This window comes from Kitasatospora sp. SC0581, from assembly GCF_048159585.1.
Taxonomy (GTDB): Bacteria; Actinomycetota; Actinomycetes; order Streptomycetales; family Streptomycetaceae; genus Kitasatospora.
Genome location: NZ_JBLRWA010000025.1, coordinates 98,127 through 117,565, shown reverse-complemented (window position 1 = coordinate 117,565; position 19,439 = coordinate 98,127). Strand labels below are relative to the sequence as shown.

The window sequence follows — 19,439 nt, the reverse complement described above, 5'->3', positions numbered from 1 at the left end:
GATGCGGATACGGGATCTTGGGGTCATCGACGACGCGGTGGTCGAACTCGCCCCCGGCTTCACCGCCGTGACCGGTGAGACCGGCGCCGGGAAGACCATGGTCGTGACCAGCCTCGGCCTGCTGCTGGGGGGACGCGCCGACCCGGGCCTGGTGCGCAACGGCACCGGACGTGCCGTCGTGGAGGGCCGCCTGGAGCTGCCCCCCGGCTCCCCGGCGGCGGTCCGCGCGCTCGAGGCCGGGGCCGAACTGGACGACGGCGCGCTGCTGATCAGCCGGACCGTCTCCGCCGAGGGCCGCTCCCGGGCGCACGTCGGCGGCCGGTCCGTCCCGGTCGGGCTGCTCGCCGAACTCGGCGAGGACCTGATCGCCGTGCACGGCCAGACCGACCAGCAGCGCCTGCTGCGCCCGGCCCGCCAGCGCGGCGCGCTGGACCGGTACGCGGGCGCCTCGGTGGCCGGGCCGCTGGCCCGCTACCGGGAGACCTACCGCGTCCTGCGCGAGGTCTCCGCGACCCTGGAGGAGCTGACCACCCGGGCCCGCGAGCGCGCCCAGGAGGCCGACCTGCTGCGCTTCGGCCTGGACGAGATCGCCGCCGCCGAGCCGGTGGCCGGCGAGGACGCCGAGCTGGCCGCCGAGGCCGAGCGGCTCGGCCACGCCGACGCGCTGTCCTCCGCCGCGACCCTCGCCCACGCGGCGCTGGCCGGCGACCCGGTCGACCCGGAGGCGCTGGACGCGGGCACCCTGCTCGCCCAGTCCCGCCGGGCCCTGGACGCGGTGCGCCACCACGACGAGCGGCTGGCCGCCCTGGCCGACCGCCTCAACGAGGTCGGCTACCTGCTCGCCGACGTGGCCGGCGACCTGGCCGGCTACGCGGACGACCTGGACGCCGACCCGGTGCGCCTGGCCGCCGTCGAGGACCGCCGGGCCGTCCTGGCCCAGCTGCTGCGCAAGTACGGCGGTGAGGAGAACTCGCTCGCCGAGGTGATCGCCTGGGCCGAGGCCAGCGCGGTGCGGCTCGCCGAGCTCGACGGCGACGACGACCGGATCGACGAGCTCGGCGCCCGGGAGAGCGAGCTGCGGGCCGAGCTGGCCGAGCTGGCCGCCGAGGTGTCGCAGGCCCGGTACGCCGCGGCCGGGCGGTTCGCCGACGCGGTCTCCGCCGAACTCGCCGAACTGGCCATGCCGCACGCCCGGGTGACCTTCGCGATCGGCCAGGTCGACGACCTGGCCGGGATCGAGGTCGGCGGGCGCACCGTCGCGTACGGGCCGCACGGCGTGGACGAGGTCGAGGTGCTGCTCGCCCCGCACCCCGGCGCCCAGCCGCGCCCGATCGCCAAGGGCGCCTCCGGCGGTGAGCTGTCGCGCGTGATGCTCGCCGTCGAGGTGGTCTTCGCGGGCGCCGACCCCGTCCCCACCTACCTGTTCGACGAGGTGGACGCGGGCGTCGGCGGCAAGGCCGCGGTCGAGATCGGCCGCCGGCTGGCCAAGCTCGCCGAGTCCGCCCAGGTCGTGGTCGTCACCCACCTCCCGCAGGTCGCCGCGTTCGCCGACCGGCACCTGGTGGTGGAGAAGACCAACGACGGCACCGTGACCCGCAGCGGTGTCAAGGTGCTGAACGACGAGGAGCGGGTGCGCGAACTCTCCCGGATGCTGGCCGGCCTGGAGGACTCGGAACTGGGCCGCGCCCACGCCGAGGAACTGCTGGCCGCGGCACGGGCCCCGCGCCGCCGCTAGCCGGGGCCGGCGGCCCCCCGGACGTCGGCGACGCGCCCCCGTGGCGCCGACTGTCCAAGAGGGCCGCCGACCTGGCATCGTGGCGGCTGGACACTGGCTTCCCAGCCCCGAGCGCCGCCGGGCGGGCAATCCTCGCGAAGCGGCGCGCGAACCTGATCGAGTCGGATGCGAGACGACGTGGACCATTCCGCCGCCCGGGCCACCGCGGCCGTCCCCGAACCGGGGCAGCTGCACGTGGTACTCGTCCTGGCCGCCAGCACCGGCGGCATCGGTGCGCACGTGCGCTCCCTGGCCCAGGGCCTGGTCGCACACGGGGTGAACGTCACGGTCTGCGCGCCGGCCGGCACGGACGCGCTGTTCGGCTTCTCCCGTACGGGCGCCAGGTTCCACACCGTCGACATCACCCCCACCGCGGGAGCCCGCAGCGACGCCACCGCGATCGGCGAGCTGCGCCGGGCCTTCACCGGCGCCGACGTGGTGCACGCCCACGGGCTGCGCGCCGGACTGCTGTCCGACCTGGCGCTGCGCACCGCGGGCCGCTTCCCGGGCCTGCGGCCCGAGACCCCGCTGGTGGTCACCTCGCACCACGCGCTGCTGGCCACCGGCATGGAGCGCCGGCTGCAGCGGCTGATGGAGCGCCGGGTGGCGCGCGCCGCCGACCTGGTCCTCGGCGCCTCCTCCGACCTGGTCGCCCGGGCCCGCGAACTGGGCGCCACCGACGCCCGGCTGGGCCCGGTCGCGGCGCCGCCGATGCCCGAGGGCCTGCTCGGCCGCGCCGAGGCGCGCGCCGCGCTGCTCGGCGACGGCCCGGACCGTCCGCTGGTGCTGGCAGTCGGCCGGCTCGTCCCGCAGAAGGCCTTCGGGCTGCTGCTGGACGCCACCCGGGAGCTGTCCGCGCTGGACCCGGAGCCGCTCGTGCTGCTCGCCGGGGACGGCCCGGAGGCGGGCGCGCTGCGCGAGCGGGCGGCCGCGGAGAAGCTGCCGGTGCGGCTGCTCGGCTATCGGACGGACGTGCCCGACCTGCTGGCCGCCGCCGACGTGGTGGTGGTCTCCAGCCGCTGGGAGGCCCGCTCGCTGGTGGTGCAGGAGGCGATGCGGGCCGGCGTGCCGGTGGTCGCCACCGCTGTCGGCGGCATCCCCGAACTGGTCGGGGACGCCGCCGAGCTGGTGCCCCCCGGCGACCCGGCGGCGCTCGGCCGCGCGGTGCGCGCCCTGCTGGTCGACCCGGCCCGCCGCGAGCGGCAGGTGGCGGCCGGCCGGCAGCAGGCCGACACCTGGCCGGACGAGGCCGCCACCGTCGCCCAGGTGCTCAGCACCTACGACGAGCTGGTGCAGCGCGGCTAGACCGTCTCCCGGGCGGCGGACCTAGACCGTGGCCCGCTCGGCCCGGTCGGTGGCCGGCCCGTCCGGCTGGGCGGACAGGTACGCCGCGCCGCAGGCGGTCAGCCGCAGGGCGGTGTCGATCAGCGGGACGTGGCTGAAGGCCTGGGGGAAGTTGCCGACCTGGCGCTTGAGGCGCGGGTCCCACTCCTCGGCGAGCAGGCCGACGTCGTTGCGCAGCGCGAGCAGCCGGTCGAACAGCTCGCGGGCCTCCTGGACCCGGCCGATCATGGCGAGGTCGTCGGCCAGCCAGAACGAGCAGGCCAGGAAGGCGCCCTCGTGGCCGGAGAGGCCGTCCACGTTGTTGCCGGACTCGTCGTGGGTGGGGTAGCGCAGGACGAAGCCGTCCTCGGTGGACAGTTCGCGCTGGATGGCCTCGATGGTGCCGATGACGCGCTTGTCGTCGGCGGGCAGGAAGCCGACCTGGGGGATCAGCAGCAGGGAGGCGTCCAGTTCCTTGCCGCCGTAGTACTGGGTGAAGGTGTTGCGCTCCGGGTCGTAGCCCTTCTCGCAGACGTCGGCGTGGATGGTGTCGCGCAGCGCGCGCCAGCGCTCCAGGTGGCCGCCGGTGGGCTCGTCCTCGGGGGTCTGCTCCAGGAGCTTGATGGTGCGGTCGACGGCGACCCAGGCCATGACCTTGGAGTGGACGAAGTGGCGGCGGGGGCCGCGGACCTCCCAGATGCCCTCGTCGGGGTTCTGCCAGTGGTCCTCGAGGTAGTCGATGAGGCGCAGTTGGAGCTGGTGGGCGTGGTCGTTGCGGACGAGGCCGGTCATGTGGGCGAGGTGGAGGGCTTCGACGACCTCGCCGTAGACGTCGAGTTGGAGTTGTCCGGCGGCGCCGTTGCCGATGCGGACGGGCTGGGAGCCCTCGTAGCCGGGCAGCCAGTCGAGGGAGGACTCGGTGAGCTCGCGCTCGCCGGCGATGCCGTACATGATCTGGAGGTTCTCGGGGTCGCCGGCGACGGCGCGCAGGAGCCATTCGCGCCAGGCCTTGGCCTCGTCGCGGTAGCCGGTGCGCAGCAGGGAGGAGAGGGTGATGGCGGCGTCGCGCAGCCAGGTGTAGCGGTAGTCCCAGTTGCGTTCGCCGCCGATGTCCTCGGGCAGGGAAGTGGTGGGGGCGGCGACGATGCCGCCGGTGGGGGCGTAGGTGAGGCCCTTGAGGGTGATCAGGGAGCGGATCACGGCTTCGCGGTAGGGGCCCTGGTAGGTGCACTGGTCGGCCCAGTCGTGCCAGAAGTCGGCGGTGGCGTCGAGCATGCCCTCGGCGTCCGGGGCCTTGGGCGCGTCGAGGTGGGAGGCCTGCCAGGTGAGGGCGAAGGCGATCCGCTCCCCGGCGGTGACGGTGAAGTCGGCGTAGGTGGTGAGGTCGCGGCCGTAGGTCTCGGCCCTGCCGTCCAGCCAGACCGAGTCGGGGCCGGCCACGGCGACGGTGCGGTGGCCGCCGTCGGCCTGCTCGACGCGGTGCACCCAGGGCACCACCCGGCCGTAGGAGAAACGCATCCGCAGTGCGGAGCGCATCCGCACGGTGCCGGAGACGCCCTCGACGATCCGGATCACCTGGGGGACGGCGTCCTTGCCGGCCAGCGGGCGCGGCGGCATGAAGTCGATCACCCGGACGGTGCCGCCCTGGGCGTCCCACTCCTGCTCCAGGATCAGCGAGTCGCCCCGGTAGCGGCGGCGGTCGGCGGGCACGGCCGGGGCGGCGGCGGTGGGCGGGGGCACCCGCAGGTCGGCGGTCTCGGTGATGCGGACCCGTGCGGGCGAGGGGGCCGGGGCCGTCGCGGGGAGGGGGACCGAGGTGACGACGGCCTCGGCCGGGCCGATCCGCCAGAAGCCGTGTTCATCGGTGCCGAGCAGGCCGGCGAACACGGCCGGCGAGTCGAAGCGGGGAAGGCAGAGCCAGTCCACCGCCCCGTCCCTGCTGACCAGGGCAGCGGTCTGCATGTCCCCGATGAGTGCGTAGTCCTCGATACGGCCGGCCACGTGGATCTCCAGTTCGCAATGTGGTCAGGGCATCGGCGAGCGGAGGGAGCGAGCGGTCTGCGGGGCCGGAGGTCCACCCCGGGACGTCCGGCCTGCCGGGGGTGGTGGCGGGCCTTGCTGGAGTGTCCGCGGGGCTCGGTCGAGCCCCTGGAGTGGGTGGGGATGAGCGGGAATACGGGGAGGTCCGGTCGCGCATCGGGGACCGGGAGTGTCCTGACCCTCCCACGCCCTCCGCGTGCTCGTGCTGTCGGCGATGCGTCCGAGCAGCTTACGACGGACGAAAGGGGCGAAGCACGCGGACGCAGCCCGGTGTGGCGCCGCAATTCGGCGGAAATGCCGTGCATCGCGAGGGCGCGGCGCAGGATGGTCCGGAAGGATCACCTCCGCCTGGCCCGGCAGGGGGAGCCGGGATGGTCCGGACGGACACCGCGCTCTGGCCCGGTCCGGGGGGTTGTGCGACCGGTGTGAAACCTGTGGCGTGTGATGCGCCGGTCGTGCGCCCCGCGCGCGCTCCCGGCGCGGTGCGCGTGCCTCGATCGGCGTCCGGGTCGCGTCACTGATACCCTGGTATCCCGTGGACCGGCGGGATCAAACGCCCCGGACCAGCCGAACCGACGACCCAGTGAGCGCCGCGCACCGAGCCGGCCTCCCGTCACGGCGAACCCCGAGCCTCCCGCCCACGTCTGCTTCGACACGCGACCCACGGGAGCCCCCTCTTGGCACAGCCCCATTCCGGCAAGGCAGCGAACGGCCGCGCCGTGACGACCAAGCACCTCTTCGTCACCGGGGGTGTCGCCTCTTCGCTCGGAAAGGGGCTGACCGCCTCCAGCCTCGGCGCGCTGCTCAAGGCCCGCGGCCTGCGCGTGACGATGCAGAAGCTCGACCCCTACCTCAACGTGGACCCGGGCACCATGAACCCGTTCCAGCACGGTGAGGTGTTCGTCACCGACGACGGCGCCGAGACCGACCTGGACATCGGTCACTACGAGCGGTTCCTGGACACCAACCTGCACGGCTCGGCGAACGTCACCACCGGCCAGGTGTACTCGACGGTCATCGCCAAGGAGCGCCGCGGCGAGTACCTGGGCGACACCGTCCAGGTCATCCCGCACATCACCAACGAGATCAAGTCCCGGATCCGCCGGATGGCGACCGAGGACGTCGATGTCGTGATCACCGAGGTCGGCGGCACCGTCGGCGACATCGAGTCGCTGCCGTTCCTGGAGGCCGTCCGCCAGGTCCGCCACGAGGTCGGCCGGGACAACGTGTTCTTCGTGCACGTCTCCCTGCTGCCGTACATCGGCCCCTCGGGCGAGCTGAAGACCAAGCCCACCCAGCACTCCGTCGCCGCGCTGCGCAACATCGGCATCCAGCCCGACGCGATCGTGCTGCGCGCCGACCGTGAGGTCCCGCAGGCGATCAAGCGCAAGATCTCCCTAATGTGCGACGTGGACGAGGAGGCCGTGGTCGCGGCCATCGACGCCAAGTCGATCTACGACATCCCCAAGGTGCTGCACGGCGAGGGCCTGGACGCGTACGTGGTGCGCCGTCTGGACCTGCCGTTCCGCGACGTCGACTGGACCACCTGGGACGACCTGCTGCGCCGCGTCCACGAGCCGCAGCACATCGTCAAGGTCGCCCTGGTCGGCAAGTACATCGACCTGCCGGACGCGTACCTGTCGGTGACCGAGGCGCTGCGCGCCGGCGGCTTCGCCAACAACGCCCGGGTCGAGATCAAGTGGGTCACCTCGGACGACTGCGAGACCCCCGAGGGCGCCCGGGCGCAGCTCGGCGACGTCGACGCGATCTGCATCCCCGGCGGCTTCGGCGACCGCGGCGTCAACGGCAAGGTCGGCGCGATCACCTTCGCCCGCGAGAACAAGGTGCCGCTGCTGGGCCTGTGCCTGGGCCTGCAGTGCGTGGTCATCGAGGCGGCCCGCAACCTGGCCGGCCTGCCCGAGGCCAACTCCACCGAGTTCGACGCCGCCGCCAAGCACCCGGTCGTCTCCACGATGGCCGAGCAGCTGGCCATCGTCGACGGCAAGGGCGACCTGGGCGGCACCATGCGCCTGGGCCTGTACCCGGCCAAGCTCGCCGAGGGCTCGATCGTCCGTGAGGTCTACGGCGGCGAGCAGTACGTCGAGGAGCGCCACCGCCACCGCTACGAGGTCAACAACGCCTACCGCGCGGACCTGGAGAAGACCGGCCTGGAGTTCTCCGGCCTCTCTCCCAAGGGCGACCTGGTCGAGTACGTCGAGTACCCGCGCGAGGTGCACCCCTACCTGGTGGCCACCCAGGCCCACCCGGAGCTGAAGTCCCGCCCGACCCGCCCGCACCCGCTGTTCGCGGGCCTGGTCAAGGCGGCCATCGAGATCAAGACCGCGGTCTCCGAGTAGTCCTCCCCGGTCGTTCACCGAACGGCGGCTCCGCGATTCCCGCGGGGCCGCCGTTCGGCGTTAGATTGTGTCGTACTGACGAAAAGGGGAGAGCGATGGACGAGCAGAGCCGCCAGGGGATCGCCGACGTGGCCGAGGAGTGGGAGGTCCGGGCCGGCGGGACGCCCTTCCAGGGCAAGGTCACCGGGGTCCGCAGCGAGGAGGTCCGGATGCCCGACGGCAGCTGGGCCCGCCGCGACTACCAGACCCACCCCGGCTCGGTCTCGGTGCTCGCCCTGGACGACGAGCAGCGGGTGCTGGTGCTGCGCCAGTACCGCCACCCGGTGCGCCAGCGGCTGTGGGAGCTGCCCGCCGGCCTGCTCGACGTGCCCGGCGAGAACCCGTGGCACGCCGCGCAGCGCGAGCTGTACGAGGAGGCGTACTGCAAGGCCGGCACCTGGCGGATCCTCGCCGACTACTACACCTCCCCGGGCGGCACCGACGAGGCGCTGCGGATGTTCCTCGCCACCGACCTGGCGCCGGCCGAGGGCGAGCGCTACGCGGCCGAGGGCGAGGAGCAGGAGATCGAGGTCGCCTGGGTGCCGGTGCCGGAGCTGATCCGGCTGATCCAGGCCGGGAAGCTGCACAACCCGACCCTGGTCACCGGCACCCTCGCCGTGCACGCCGCGCTCACCGGCCCGGACGGGCTGGACGCGCTGCGCCCGGCGGACTCGCCCTGGCCGGCCCGCCCCTTCGAGGCCTGAGTCGGCCGCTCGGGGGACGGCCGGCCGCCGGTCGTTGAGTCGTTGGGGTGATTTGCGGATTCGTACGACCGGATGTCACCTCGGCTGAGCCGGACGGTCGAACTACGCTTCGCAGACAGGGCGCCCGTCCCGGGCCGCCTCCGCTGAACTCCGGAGGCCGGGCACCGGAAGCCGGGTGTCGGATGCCGAGCGCGGGATGACGTCGGGAGTGGCACGGGTGGCGAGGAAGACGGCGACGATGGACCCCGGCCCCGGCGCGCCCGCCGGGGCCGTCCCGGGCCTGGAGCGGCTGCCGGCCGCACCCACGCTGTTCGTCGGGCGGCGCGCCGAACTGGCCGCGCTGCGGGCGGCCGCCGCCCGCCCGGCGAGCGGGCGCTGCCCGGTGCTGGTGCTGGCCGGGCGCCCCGGCTCCGGACGGACCGTACTGGCCGCCCGCTTCGCCCGTACCGTCGCCGCCGACTACCCGGACGGCGTGCTGTTCGTCCGGCTGTCCGCCCCGGACGGCGGCCGGGTGGCGCCCGCCCGGGCCGCCCGGCTGCTGCTGGAGCAGCTCGACCCGCAGACCGCCGTGCCGCTGCCCGGGACGGGCGAGGACGGGCGGGACGAGCCGGGCTGCGTGGCGCTGCGCGAGGCGCTCGCCGGGCTGCGGGTGCTGCTCGTCCTGGACGACGTCCGGGACGCCGGGCAGGTGTGGCCGCTGCTCGCCGACGAGCCCGGCTGCCTGGTGCTCGCCACCACGGCCGGGCCGCTCACCGGGATCGAGGACATCGACCCGGTGATCCTCGGCGGGCTGGACCGGCAGGCCTCCGGCGAGCTGCTGGCCGACCTGGTCGGCGGCACCCGGATCTCCTGCGACCCGGTCGGCGGGGCGGACCTCGCCGAGGCCTGCGCCTCCCGACCGGCCGCGCTGCGGCTGATGGCGGGGTGGCTGCGCGGGAACCCGAAGATCGCGGTCACGGAGGCGGCGCGCGAGCTCAACCGGGTGGTGGGGGAGGAGACGGCGGTCACGGGGGCCGTCGCGGAGCCGGCCGCGGGCGGCGAGGCCGCCGCGGTTGCTTCGTCGAAGGAGAAGGAGAAGGAGAAGGGGAGGGCGCCGAAGAAGAGGGAGGGGGAGCGGGCGGCCAAGGCCTCCGGCGCCCCTTCGGCCGGGCCCGCCGGAGCGGCCGGGCCGGGCGGGGCCGCTCGGGGCCCCTCGGGGAAGGCGGCCCCGGGGAAGCCGGCGGAGGGCCGGGCCGGTGAGCCCGCCGCGGCCGCCGCCGCGGTGACCGAGTCGGCCGGTGACCCGGCGGCCTGGGTGAAGCCCGGCCCGGAGCCGGCCGAGCCGGTGCCCGTCCCCGACAACGATCCGCTGCTCGGCGCGTTCAGCCTGCTGTACCGCGGGCTGCCGGCCGCCCAGGCGCGGATGCTGCGCACCCTCACCCTGGCCCCGGCGCAGACCGCCGACCCGCGCACCGCCTCCGCCCTGGTCGGCTGCCCGGTGCCGGACGCGGCCGCGACGCTGGCCGCGCTGGCCGAGCGGGAGCTGCTCGGCGAGGAGGCGCCGACCGCCGACGGCACCCCGCGCTACCGGGTGCCCGGGCGGCTCTACCCCCGACTGGTCCGGCTGCGCGAGCAGGAGGACCGGCCCACCGAGACCGAGCTGGCCCGGGCCCGGCTGCTGGAGCGGCTGGTCCGGCTCACCGAGTCGGCCCGCGCGCTGCTCGACCCGGCGGCCGGCCCCGGCTCCGGCCAGGACCCGCTGCCCGCCCCGCTGCGGCTGCGCTCGGCCGCGCACGCCCGCGAGTGGCTGCTCGGCGAGCGGGAGCTGCTGCTCGGCGCGGTGGCCGACGCGATCGGCCAGGGCGACCTGGACGGATCGGCCGGGCGGCTGGTCACCGCGCTGCTGCGGGCCCTGCCGCTGACCGGAGCCGCCGCCCCCACCGACCTCTACCGGCTGCACGAGCTGGTGCTGACCGTCGCCGAGCGCAACGGCCGGCCCCGCCGGGCCTCGGCCGCGCTGCTCAACCTGGGCGACCTCCAGGCCTCGGCGGGCCGCTGGGAGCAGGCCGCCGCCCACTACCGGGCCGCCCTGGAGCACGCCCGGAGGGCCGACGACGAACCGCTCTGCGCCCGGGCCCTGGAGAGCGCCGCCAACTGCCACCGGGCGCTCGGCGACGCGGTGCGGGCCGCCGACTGGTACGGCCGGGCGCTCGGCCTGCGGCAGGCGCTCGGGGACCACGCGGCCGAGGCCCGGCTGCTCGCCCGGGTGGCCGAGGCGCACACCGCGCAGCGCCGCTTCGACGAGGCCGACCGGGAGTACCGGGCCGCGCTCGCGGTGCTGCGCCGGCTGGGCGACGAGCGGGGCCTGGAGGCCGTCGGGGGCGCCCTCGCGGACCTGCGGGAACGCGTCGACGCCGGGTGGTGATGGGCCTTTCGGAGGTATTGTCGGAAGTGCCCGGTTACGACGTCTTTGGTGGGTAAGTCGCAGGGGAAGCCTACGAATCTGCCAATGTGTTCGGAAAATTTATTCACTTTGGAAGGCTGACACGCCGCCTGGGCTTCATTACACTCGAACTCAGTCGCGCAGCGATCCCGGCCCCGGGCTGTCCCGGAGGCTTCCCCACGTGCGCGTCGCCCACCGGTCTTCTCCGGTCGGGACCCCCATGGCAAGAGGACGTGTTTAGCCGTGAAGGTCGGCATCCCCCGCGAGGTCAAGAACCACGAGTACCGCGTGGCCATCACGCCCGCCGGCGTGCATGAGCTGGTCCGCAACGGACACGAGGTCTACATCGAGGACAACGCCGGTGTCGGCTCCTCGATCCCGAACGAGGAGTACGTGGCCGCCGGCGCCACCATCCTCCCCACCGCCGACGAGGTGTGGGCCACCGCTGACCTGCTGCTGAAGGTCAAGGAGCCCATCGCCTCCGAGTACCACCGGCTGCGCAAGGGCCAGACCCTCTTCACGTACCTCCACCTGGCGGCCGACCGGGCCGGCACCGACGCGCTGATCGCCTCGGGCACCACCGCCATCGCGTACGAGACCGTGCAGCTGTCGAACGGCGCGCTGCCGCTGCTCGCCCCGATGTCCGAGGTCGCGGGCCGCCTAGCCCCGCAGGTCGGCTCGTACCACCTGATGCGTCCGGCCGGCGGCCGCGGCACCCTGCCGGGCGGCGTGCCCGGCACCCACCCGGCCAAGGCCGTCGTCATCGGTGGCGGCGTCTCCGGCTGGCACGCGGCCACCATCGCCGTCGGCATGGGTTACGAGGTGACCCTGCTGGACCGCGACATCAACAAGCTGCGCGAGGCCGACCGCATCTTCGGCACCAAGGTCAAGACCATCGTCTCGAACTCCTTCGAGCTGGAGAAGGCCGTCCTGGAGGCCGACCTGGTGGTCGGCGCCGTGCTGATCCCGGGCGCCAAGGCCCCGAAGCTGGTCACCAACGAGCTGGTCTCCCGCATGAAGCCGGGCTCCGTGCTCGTCGACATCGCCATCGACCAGGGCGGCTGCTTCGAGGACTCGCACGCCACCACGCACGACGACCCGACCTTCAAGGTCCACAACTCGGTCTTCTACTGCGTGGCCAACATGCCGGGCGCCGTCCCGAACACCTCCACCTACGCGCTGACCAACGCCACCATGCCGTACGTGCTGGAGCTGGCCAACCGCGGCTGGAAGGACGCGCTGCGCCGCGACGCCGCGCTCGCCAAGGGCCTGAACGTGCACGAGGGCCAGATCACCTTCCCGGCCGTGGCCGAGGCCTTCGGCCTGGAGTCGGTCTCCCTGGAGAGCGTGCTCGCCTGAACCCCCTGACCGCCTGGCGGTCGTTCGCCCCCGACCCGATCCCTTCGGGCCGGGGGCTTCGCCGTGCCCGTGAACGGCGGGTGGATCGGGTAGGTCGCTCTGTCGTCAATATCTGTCGGTCACGTCACCCGCCCGCAGAAACGTTGGGGCCGGTGACCCGCTCATCCCTTGACAGCAGCCCGCTCGATAGTCGACACATCCTGCCCACTACCGTGGATTGTGTTGCTGCGAACGCCTTGAACGGCCTAGAGTCGCAAACCGTCGGCATGCTGCCACGCTGACGAATCGACATAGAGTCCTGGATGCCCAAGGAGGTAAGACGACTTGTGAATGAGTCGACAATTGCTCCCGGGGGTGGTCAGCCAGGACTGGCGGCGCTCACCGCCGGCCAGCCGAGTGAGGAGCCCGGGGCCCGGCAGCCCTCCGTGGGCTCGGCCGAGGTCGGCTCGGTCGCACTCCGTACTTTCGAAGCACGCCAGAACACAGCACAGGTGACCACGGTGACCGATCACGACGCCGACTTGGCGGCCTACGGCCTGGCCTACGGCGAGTTCGCCTACGGCGCCTACGACGACCCGGACGCCGAGTACGAGCCGGACCCGGAGTACGCCGCCACGCTGGCCCCCGACGCCGCGCGCCAGCGCCGCGAGCGGGTCGGCCCGACCGGCCGTCCGCTGCCGTACTTCCCGATCCCCGCGCCGGTCGCCGAGCACGGCCCCGCCCAGATCATCGCCATGTGCAACCAGAAGGGCGGCGTCGGCAAGACCACGTCGACCATCAACCTGGGCGCGGCGCTGGCCGAGTACGGCCGCCGGGTGCTGCTCGTCGACTTCGACCCGCAGGGCGCGCTCTCGGTCGGCCTCGGCGTCAACCCGATGGAGCTCGACGTCACCGTCTACAACCTGCTCATGGAGCGGGGCCTGACGGCCGACGAGGTGCTGCTGAAGACGGCGGTCCCGGGGATGGACCTGCTGCCGTCCAACATCGACCTCTCCGCAGCCGAGGTGCAGCTGGTCAGCGAGGTGGCCCGGGAGTCCGCGCTGGCGCGCGCCCTGAAGCCGCTGCTGCCCGACTACGACTACGTCATCATCGACTGCCAGCCCTCGCTGGGCCTGCTGACGGTCAATGCGCTGACGGCCGCTCACAGCGTGATCGTCCCGCTGGAGTGCGAGTTCTTCGCGCTGCGCGGTGTCGCGCTGCTGACCGAGACCATCGAGAAGGTCTGCGAGCGGCTCAACCCCGACCTGCGCCTGGACGGCATCCTGGCCACCATGTACGACTCGCGCACCGTGCACAGCCGCGAGGTGCTGGCACGCGTCGTCGAGGCGTTCGGCGAGCACGTCTTCCACACCGTCATCGGGCGGACCGTGCGCTTCCCGGAGACCACCGTCGCCGGCGAGCCCATCACGACGTACGCGACCAACTCGGTCGGTGCCGCCGCCTACCGCCAGCTCGCCAGGGAGGTGCTCGACCGGTGCCGCCCCGCCGAGTGAGTCTCCCGGGTGCCGACGAGCTGTTCCGGACCACGGGAGGGATGGCGCTGTCGCCCTCCCTCGCGCCGCGTCCGGCCGCCGAGGCATCCAGACCGGAGACCGCGCGGACCGTCAACGGCCGACCGGACGGCGCCGAGGGCACCGAGGCCGCCCAGGGCGCCCAGGACGACCGGCAGGTGACGCCGGAGCAGCAGGCGGGCGCCTCGGTGCCGGCGCCCGCGCAGCGGTCCGGAGCGGGCGTCGGGCCCGCCGCAGGCGTCGCCGCGGCCGGGCAGGCCGTCCAGGGCGGCCGCAGTGCCGCCCCGGCGGCCCGCACCCACCAGGGCGCCGCCGAGGAGCCGTCCGGTGCCGCCGGCCGTGCCCGGCCGCGCGGCCGCGCGCCGCGCCGGCCCAGCGGGCGCGAGCGGCACGACGAGAAGATCACGGTGTACGTGTCCGCCGAGGAGCTCATGGACCTGGAGCACGCCCGGCTGGTGCTGCGCGGCGAGCACGGCCTGGCCGTGGACCGCGGGCGGATCGTCCGGGAGGCCATCGCGGTCGTCCTGGCGGACCTGGAGCAGCGGGGCGAGGCCTCGATCCTGGTGCGGCGGCTGCGCGGCCGGTAGGCGGCGCGGAAGGGCGGTCGGCGGTTGCGCCGGGCGTCGAGGGGGGCCGCGGGCCCGGCGTGGGGAGGCCGCCGGAGCCGTGTCGGGCGCCGCAGGGCGCCGCAAGGGTGGCAGGAGGCCCGCGGGAGGCGGGCCGGAGGGCCGGCGACGTCCCGAGTGCCGGAGGGCCGTGTCGGGCGCCGCAGGGGCGTTCCCGGGGCCCGGGGGGACCCACCGTGGCCTGTTCGACGGGACGGGTGCGTGCGGAGGGGCTCGTACGGGCCGGTGAGCGCCGGCGGAGCGCCGGGCGGGCGCCGGTCCGGGGCGCGGATGGCACGGCGTGTCGGTCGGCCCCCGGGCCGGACCGGAGGCGGGGACGGGTGAAGATGGACCGTCATGCCCAGAACCGCCGGACCAGCCGCCACCGTCACCGCCAGCACCACCGCCGCGAGCGCGACCGAGAACGAGTCGCGGGGCGGCTTCCGGGTACGGCTGGACAACTTCGAAGGCCCCTTCGACCTGCTGCTCAGCCTGATCGCCAAGCACCGGATGGACGTCACCGAGGTGGCGCTGGCCACCGTGACCGACGAGTTCATGGCGCACATCCGGGCGATGGGCCCCGACTGGGACCTGGACGCGGCGACCGAGTTCCTGGTGGTGGCCGCAACCCTGCTCGACCTCAAGGCCGCCCGGCTGCTGCCGGTGGCGGAGGTCGAGGACGAGGCCGACCTGGCCCTGCTGGAGGCCCGTGACCTGCTGTTCGCGCGGCTGCTCCAGTACCGGGCGTACAAGCGGGCGGCGGCGCTGTTCGGCGAACGCTGGGCGGCCGAGCTGCTGCGCCGGCCCCGGACCGCCGCCCTGGAGCCCCGGCACGCGGAGCTGCTGCCGGAGGTCGTCCTCGGCATCGGGCCGCGGCGGCTGGCCGAGCTGGCGGCCAAGGCGATGGAGCCCAGGCCCGCGCCGGTCGTGTACGTGGACCACATCCACACCCCGCCGGTGAGCGTGCGGGAGCAGGCCTCCCTGGTGGTGGGACTGCTCACCGAGCTGGGCGAGGCCTCGTTCCGGCGGCTGGTGGAGGACGCGCCGGACGACCTGGTGGTGGTCGCCCGCTTCCTGGCGCTGCTGGAGCTGTACCGGGAACGGGTGCTCGCCTTCGAGCAGCCGGAGGCGCTCGGCGAGCTGCTGGTGCGCTGGGTGGCCGAGGAGGGGCGGAGCGCGGTCGAGGTGACGGACGAGTTCGACCGGCCGGCCGGTGAGGCCGGTGGAGACGGCGGGGTCGGCGGAGACGGCGGGGTCGAGGAGGGTCGGCGGCGATGAGCGGACGGGACGAGGGCGGGCGGCCGGTGCGGCGCCCGCTGGGGATGCCGGGGCGGCCGAGGGCCGAGGAGTGGCTGGAGCCGGCCTTCGCGCTGCTGCCGGACCCGGTGGAGCCCGCGGGGCCGGTCGGGCCGGTGGAGCCGGCCGGGGCGGTCGTCGTGCACCAGAAGTCGGCCCCGCCGGCCTCCGGTGCGGAGGGGCCCGCCGACGCCGGTCTGCGGGCCGACCTGGAGGCCGTGCTGATGGTCGTCGACGAGCCGGTGGCGGAGGAGCGGCTGGCCGGGGTGCTGGAGCGGCCCCGGGCCGAGGTGGCGGCCGCGCTGCGCGAGCTGTCCGCCGAGTACACGGCCCACGGCCGCGGTTTCGACCTGCGACTGGTCGCGGGCGGCTGGCGGTTCTACAGCCGGGACACCTGTTCCGCGGCCGTCGACCGCTTCCTCCTGGACGGCCGGCAGGCCCGGCTCAGCCAGGCCGCACTGGAGACCCTGGCGGTGATCGCCTACCGGCAGCCGGTGTCCAGATCCCGGGTTTCCGCCGTCCGTGGTGTGAACTGTGACGGCGTGATGCGTACCCTGGTACAGCGAGGACTGGTGGAAGAGGCCGGATCCGAGCCCGAAACAGGTGCGATCCTGTATCGGACGACGAACTACTTCCTGGAACGGATGGGGCTCCGCGGCCTGGACGAGCTGCCGGAGCTCGCTCCCTTCCTGCCCGAGGTCGACGACGTGGAAGCGGAGTCCCTGGAGGGCACGATGATCGCGGAGGCGGTCGCCGCCGCTGCCGCGCAGGCCGCGGACGGCAGTGGCGAGGCCGGTCGGGCCGGGCCCGATCGGTAGGGGGCGGTGAGGTCGGCCGAAACGACCGCACATCCCAGACGGAACGACGTACGGACACTTTGATGCGTAGCAGTGGCAACGGCAGGAACAGCAGCGGCGGCGGTAGCGGTCGCGGCGGACAGGGCGGGGGCCGGGGCGGCGGCTCCTCCTACGGCAGCGGCAGCGGCGGCGGCGGTAGCCGCGGCGGCTCGGGCTCGCGCGGGGGTTCGTACGGCGGCAGCGGTGGCGGCTCCTCCTACGGCGGCGGCCGTGGCGGTTCGGGCTCGGGTTCGAGCGCGGGTTCGCGCGGCGGCTCGTACGGCGGCGGCAGTGGCGGCGGCTCCTACGGCGGCCGTGGCGGTTCGGGTTCGAGCGCGGGTTCGCGCGGCGGCTCGTTCGGCCGTGACGACCGGCGCGACGACCGCCGTCGGGACGACCGTCGGGACGACCGCCGCTACCCGGACCGCCCGCTGCGGCCCGAGGAGCGCCGGTACGACCGCCCCGAGTACGGCGGCGGCCCCAACGCCACCCCGGCCCGCGGCGGCTACGCCGGCCGGCGCCCCAGCCCGGCCCCGCGCCCGCGCCGTGAGGGCCAGGGCGCCCCGGGCGACCCGCGCCGTCAGCCGCAGCGCTCCCGCGAGCTCCAGGCCAAGATCGAGGACGCCGTCCTCGCCCGGCACGACAAGCCGGCCGTCAAGCTGCCCAAGACCTTCGGCGAGCCCGAGGGCGAGCGCCTCCAGAAGGTGCTGGCCCGGGCCGGCATCGGCAGCCGCCGCGCCTGCGAGGAGCTGATCGAGCAGGGCCGGGTCGAGGTCAACGGCAAGCGCGTCACCGAGCAGGGCAAGCGGGTCGACCCGCAGAACGACGAGATCAAGGTGGACGGCCTGACCGTCGCCACCCAGTCGTACCTGTTCTTCGCGCTGAACAAGCCGGCCGGCGTGGTCTCCACCATGGAGGACCCGGACGGCCGCCAGTGCCTGGGCGACTACGTGACCAACCGGGAGACCCGGCTGTTCCACGTCGGCCGCCTGGACACCGAGACCGAGGGCATCATCCTGCTCACCAACCACGGTGAGCTGGCCCACCGCCTCACCCACCCGCGCTACGGCGTGACCAAGACCTACCTGGCCGCGATCCAGGGCCCGATCCCGCGCGACCTGGGCAAGCGGCTGGCCCAGGGCGTGGAGCTGGAGGACGGCTACGCGCGCGCCGACAGCTTCAAGGTCATCTCCAACATCGGCAAGAACTACATGGTCGAGGTGACCCTGCACGAGGGCCGCAAGCACATCGTCCGCCGGATGCTGGCCGAGGCCGGCTTCCCGGTCGAGAAGCTGGTGCGCACCCACTTCGGCCCGATCGCCCTGGGCGACCAGAAGTCGGGCTGGCTGCGCCGCCTGACCAACCCGGAGGTCGGCCAGCTGATGCGCGAGGTCGGCCTGTAGGCCCCGTCCGCTCCACCGGAGCCCCCGGTCGCACGTGGTGCGGCCGGGGGCTCCGGCGTTCCCGCGGCGGGGTCGGGTCGGCGTGCGGGCGTCCGTGCGCGGACGCCCGGTGCGGATGTGCTGTGGGGATGTCCGGGGGCGGATGTCCACGTTTCGGACGGGTCGTGTGAGCCGGGACGCAACCGCTGGTCACGGCCTTGTCAGCGCCATGATCCGTGGCCGAGGATGGCCACCGGAGCGCCGCCCCGCCCGGTGGCGGGACTGCGCCAGCACGGGGTGCGCGGGTCGGGGCGGGAGCGGCCGACGGAAACGGGCGAGCAGGGGGAGAGGGCGTCGTGTCCGATGCAGCACTGGGGCGGGCCGGCGGACAGGCCCTCGGCGCGCTGGGACTGGCGGAGCCGGACGGGCAGGTCTACGCGGCCCTGGTGGCCAGCCCGCAGTCCACGGCGGAGGAGCTGGCGGAGAGCTGCGGGCTGACGTTCCAGCAGAGCGTGCGGGCCCTGGACCGGTTGGCGCAGCAGGGCATGGCCACCCGGGCGCCGGTGGACCGGCACCGCTACCTGCCCGTCCCCCCGGACGTCGCGATCGGCACCCTGATCGGCCACCGGGAGTCGGAGCTGCGCTACGCCCGGGCCGAGATGCACCGGCTGATGGACGCCTTCCGGGAGGCCTCGCGGTACACCGACCCGGCGCACTCGGTGGAGGTGCTGACCGGCGGCGAGGCGATCGCCCAGCGGCTGGAGCACATCACCGAGACCAGCCAGTACCAGGTGCGCGGCTTCGACCGCCCGCCGTACATCCAGGACCCGGTGGCGCCGTTGACCCTGCAGCGGCGGCGGCTGCGCGAGGGCGTGAAGTTCCGGACGGTCTACGACCGGGAGGCGGTGGCCTGGCCGGGGCGGCTGGAGAAGAACATCCTGGTCGGCGTCGAGGACGGCGAGGAGGCCCGGGTCCGGCCGACGCTGCCGATGAAGATGATCATCTCGGACGACCGGATGGCGATCATCCCGATCAGCGTCGGCGACAGCGTGCTGGACGCCGCGTACGTGATCCACCCCTCGGCGCTGCTCCAGGCGCTGGACACGCTGTTCGAGGCGGAGTGGGAGCGGGCCGTCCGCCTGCAGGCGGCGGTCGGCACCGAGGACGCCGGGTCGGAGCCGGAGACCGACCACCGCAAGCTGCTGGGCCTGCTGGCGGCCGGGCTCACCGACGAGTCGATCGCCCGGTCGCTCGGCTGGAGCGCCCGGACCACCCAGCGCCGCCTCCAGAGCCTGATGCGCTCGCTGGGCGCCACCACCCGCTTCCAGGCCGGGATGGCGGCCCGGGAGCGGGGGTGGCTGTAGCGGGGACGGGAGGCTCCGTCAGCTCCAGGGGCTGAGCGAGGCCCAGCGGCCGTCCGGGCCGCGCTCGACCTTCTCCAGGCCGACCACGGCGGTGCGGTTCAGCCGCCCGTAGATGTGCGGGAACAGCACGCCCGGAGTGGCACCCGGCGGCGGGGCGCCGTGCGGGGCCTCCCACTTCACCATCGGCTCCACCAGCGACTCCTCGATCAGCAGCGCCATCAGCGGGTCGGGGGTGTCGGAGAAGAAGGCGTTGGCCACCGCGAGCGCCGTCCGCTCGTCCGCCGAGCAGTGGATGAACCCGTCGGTGAGCAGCGACGCGGTGGCGTACGGGCGGCCGGGGTCGGACAGCCAGTCGTCCAGGGGGGCGAGGTGGAGGATCATGGTTCCTTTTCTACCCGTTGTCTCCGGATTGGTCCTGGGGTGCCGC

General features: G+C 74.4%; 14 protein-coding genes. 12 read left to right on the top strand and 2 right to left on the bottom strand.

What is annotated here, in order from left to right; all coding sequences use genetic code 11:
• The first annotated feature begins 1 nt into the window (after position 1).
• Positions 2–1,735, top strand: coding sequence for a DNA repair protein RecN (gene recN / locus ACLWS4_RS28950; protein WP_198959457.1), 1,734 nt, complete (start codon positions 2–4; stop codon positions 1,733–1,735).
• Positions 1,736–1,900: 165 nt separating this feature from the next.
• Positions 1,901–3,079 (top strand): glycosyltransferase family 4 protein, encoded by a 1,179-nt coding sequence (locus ACLWS4_RS28945; RefSeq protein ID WP_375875573.1) that lies wholly within the window; start codon positions 1,901–1,903, stop codon positions 3,077–3,079.
• A gap of 21 nt (positions 3,080–3,100) precedes the next feature.
• Here ACLWS4_RS28945 and ACLWS4_RS28940 read toward each other — a convergent pair whose 3' ends face one another.
• On the bottom strand, positions 3,101–5,098 hold the full coding sequence (locus ACLWS4_RS28940; RefSeq protein WP_416875661.1) for a glycoside hydrolase family 15 protein: 1,998 nt from the start codon (positions 5,096–5,098) through the stop codon (positions 3,101–3,103).
• A gap of 716 nt (positions 5,099–5,814) precedes the next feature.
• Here ACLWS4_RS28940 and ACLWS4_RS28935 point away from each other — a divergent pair.
• From ACLWS4_RS28935 to ACLWS4_RS28890, 10 genes are all read left to right on the top strand, one after another.
• A complete protein-coding gene (locus ACLWS4_RS28935) occupies positions 5,815–7,494 on the top strand; it encodes a CTP synthase (protein ID WP_375875575.1) in 1,680 nt (559 codons plus the stop codon).
• A gap of 95 nt (positions 7,495–7,589) precedes the next feature.
• The gene (locus ACLWS4_RS28930) at positions 7,590–8,237 is read left to right on the top strand and encodes an NUDIX domain-containing protein (protein WP_049658738.1); all 648 of its coding nucleotides are present in this window, start codon (positions 7,590–7,592) and stop codon (positions 8,235–8,237) included.
• Between the two features lie 217 nt (positions 8,238–8,454).
• On the top strand, positions 8,455–10,641 hold the full coding sequence (locus tag ACLWS4_RS28925; protein ID WP_416875660.1) for a tetratricopeptide repeat protein: 2,187 nt from the start codon (positions 8,455–8,457) through the stop codon (positions 10,639–10,641).
• A 261-nt stretch (positions 10,642–10,902) separates the two neighbouring features.
• Positions 10,903–12,018, top strand: a complete 1,116-nt coding sequence (gene ald, locus ACLWS4_RS28920) for an alanine dehydrogenase (protein WP_049659955.1) — start codon at positions 10,903–10,905, stop codon at positions 12,016–12,018.
• A 425-nt stretch (positions 12,019–12,443) separates the two neighbouring features.
• The gene (locus ACLWS4_RS28915) at positions 12,444–13,511 is read left to right on the top strand and encodes a ParA family protein (RefSeq protein WP_369808367.1); all 1,068 of its coding nucleotides are present in this window, start codon (positions 12,444–12,446) and stop codon (positions 13,509–13,511) included.
• A 41-nt stretch (positions 13,512–13,552) separates the two neighbouring features.
• Positions 13,553–14,116 carry a hypothetical protein gene (locus ACLWS4_RS28910; protein ID WP_074004691.1) on the top strand — a complete coding sequence of 188 codons (564 nt, stop codon included), beginning with the start codon at positions 13,553–13,555 and terminating at the stop codon, positions 14,114–14,116.
• Between the two features lie 375 nt (positions 14,117–14,491).
• A complete protein-coding gene (locus ACLWS4_RS28905) occupies positions 14,492–15,412 on the top strand; it encodes a segregation and condensation protein A (protein ID WP_416875659.1) in 921 nt (306 codons plus the stop codon).
• A 242-nt stretch (positions 15,413–15,654) separates the two neighbouring features.
• On the top strand, positions 15,655–16,248 hold the full coding sequence (scpB, locus tag ACLWS4_RS28900; RefSeq protein ID WP_416875666.1) for an SMC-Scp complex subunit ScpB: 594 nt from the start codon (positions 15,655–15,657) through the stop codon (positions 16,246–16,248).
• Between the two features lie 62 nt (positions 16,249–16,310).
• On the top strand, positions 16,311–17,669 hold the full coding sequence (locus ACLWS4_RS28895; RefSeq protein ID WP_416875658.1) for a pseudouridine synthase: 1,359 nt from the start codon (positions 16,311–16,313) through the stop codon (positions 17,667–17,669).
• Between the two features lie 335 nt (positions 17,670–18,004).
• The gene (locus ACLWS4_RS28890) at positions 18,005–19,012 is read left to right on the top strand and encodes a helix-turn-helix domain-containing protein (protein ID WP_049659479.1); all 1,008 of its coding nucleotides are present in this window, start codon (positions 18,005–18,007) and stop codon (positions 19,010–19,012) included.
• An 18-nt stretch (positions 19,013–19,030) separates the two neighbouring features.
• Here ACLWS4_RS28890 and ACLWS4_RS28885 read toward each other — a convergent pair whose 3' ends face one another.
• Positions 19,031–19,393 carry a DUF952 domain-containing protein gene (locus tag ACLWS4_RS28885; RefSeq protein WP_049659481.1) on the bottom strand — a complete coding sequence of 121 codons (363 nt, stop codon included), beginning with the start codon at positions 19,391–19,393 and terminating at the stop codon, positions 19,031–19,033.
• Between the last annotated feature and the right edge of the window lie 46 nt (positions 19,394–19,439).

Coding starts and splice junctions, on each gene's coding strand:
- ACLWS4_RS28930 (WP_049658738.1), top strand. CDS start 7,590: ATGGACGAGCAGAGCCGCCAGGGGATCGCCGACGTGGCCGAGGAGTGG.
- scpB (WP_416875666.1), top strand. CDS start 15,655: ATGGTCGTCGACGAGCCGGTGGCGGAGGAGCGGCTGGCCGGGGTGCTG.
- ACLWS4_RS28885 (WP_049659481.1), bottom strand. CDS start 19,393: ATGATCCTCCACCTCGCCCCCCTGGACGACTGGCTGTCCGACCCCGGC.
- ACLWS4_RS28905 (WP_416875659.1), top strand. CDS start 14,492: ATGCCCAGAACCGCCGGACCAGCCGCCACCGTCACCGCCAGCACCACC.
- recN (WP_198959457.1), top strand. CDS start 2: ATGCGGATACGGGATCTTGGGGTCATCGACGACGCGGTGGTCGAACTC.
- ACLWS4_RS28895 (WP_416875658.1), top strand. CDS start 16,311: ATGCGTAGCAGTGGCAACGGCAGGAACAGCAGCGGCGGCGGTAGCGGT.
- ACLWS4_RS28910 (WP_074004691.1), top strand. CDS start 13,553: ATGGCGCTGTCGCCCTCCCTCGCGCCGCGTCCGGCCGCCGAGGCATCC.
- ACLWS4_RS28945 (WP_375875573.1), top strand. CDS start 1,901: ATGCGAGACGACGTGGACCATTCCGCCGCCCGGGCCACCGCGGCCGTC.